The sequence below is a fragment of the Bradyrhizobium sp. CSA112 genome, assembly GCF_029051645.1.
Classification (GTDB): Bacteria; Pseudomonadota; Alphaproteobacteria; order Rhizobiales; family Xanthobacteraceae; genus Bradyrhizobium.
This window is the reverse complement of record NZ_JAACFS010000109.1, coordinates 1-1,101: the sequence shown is the minus strand read 5'-3', so window position 1 is coordinate 1,101 and position 1,101 is coordinate 1. Positions and strand designations below refer to the sequence as shown.

Annotated in this window: 1 protein-coding gene; it reads right to left on the bottom strand. The window is 63.6% G+C overall.

The features are described from left to right. Positions 1–931, bottom strand: a 931-nt coding sequence (locus GWE18_RS41880; RefSeq protein ID WP_275191299.1) for an IS110 family transposase, incomplete at its 3' end; no start/stop codon positions are given. Between the last annotated feature and the right edge of the window lie 170 nt (positions 932–1,101).

Genomic DNA, 1,101 nt, shown 5'->3' with positions numbered 1-1,101 from the left:
TCATGCCAGCACGCTTGGCGATCCGCATCGCCCAGCTCTTAAGCTGCGAGCACCCCTTGACCGGCTTCGTCAGCATGATGTGAGCGGCCTGGTAGAGCGCCTCGCGTACGGAGGCGTCGCCGATCTTGCTGATCCGCCCCGATCGGTCGGTCTCGCCGGACTGGTGCTTCTTCGGCGTCAGCCCGAAATGCGACCCGGCCTGCTTGGAGGATGTAAACCGCGCGGGATCATCGATCGCCGCGGCATAGGTCAGCGAGATGATCGGCCCCACCGCCGGCGTCGACATCAACAACCTGGCCTTGGCATTCATCAGCGAGATCCTGCCGGCCCGCTTCTCGAAGGCTTTGAACTCGCTCAGCAGCACGCTGCGTACCTTGAGCAGCGCTTCTGTAATCACTTCCAGGTTGGGATGCCCCTTCACCAACTCGCCGATCCGTCCGGCAAAATTTGTTGCCGACGTCTTGCCAACCTTCAGGCCAAAGCCGCGCAAGATCCCGCGCAGGCTGTTCTCGACGTCCAGCAGCTTGCTCTGAACCAGCTTGCGCGCCGTCAGCACCGCCCGCACTTCCTGCGCTGCCACCGACTTGCAGTGCACCGGTCGGAACCAGCCCAGCCGCATCAGTTGCGCGATGTTGCGGGCGTCGTTGCGGTCCGACTTTACCGGCATCGCCTTGAAGGCATCGCGGACGTGGCGGGTCTCCAGCAACTCGACCGCAAGGCCGGCCTGCTTCATCCCCGCATAAAGCCATTGCGACAGCGGTCCGGCTTCCAGCCCGATCCGGGCCAGCCCGATCCCAAGCGCGCCGAACCAGCTGATCAGGGCCGCCGGTTCGCTCGCCACCTTGGCTTCCCGGACGATCTTGCCGCGCTCATCCACCACGCACACGCTTGAGTATTCCAAAGACACGTCGATTCCGGCATAATGCTCCATGGTCGTCTCTCCTTGATGCTTGGAGCGAGGTCCATCCTCGACTCCGTAACACCATCCATGTGAGGGACGACCGCCCGCCTTCCAAGCAAGCCGCGCGAAGCGCGCATTCAACAGCGCCGTAGCAAGCGCGGCTTGCTTGGAGGGCAGACCGGGCCCGTTACCCCATCTAC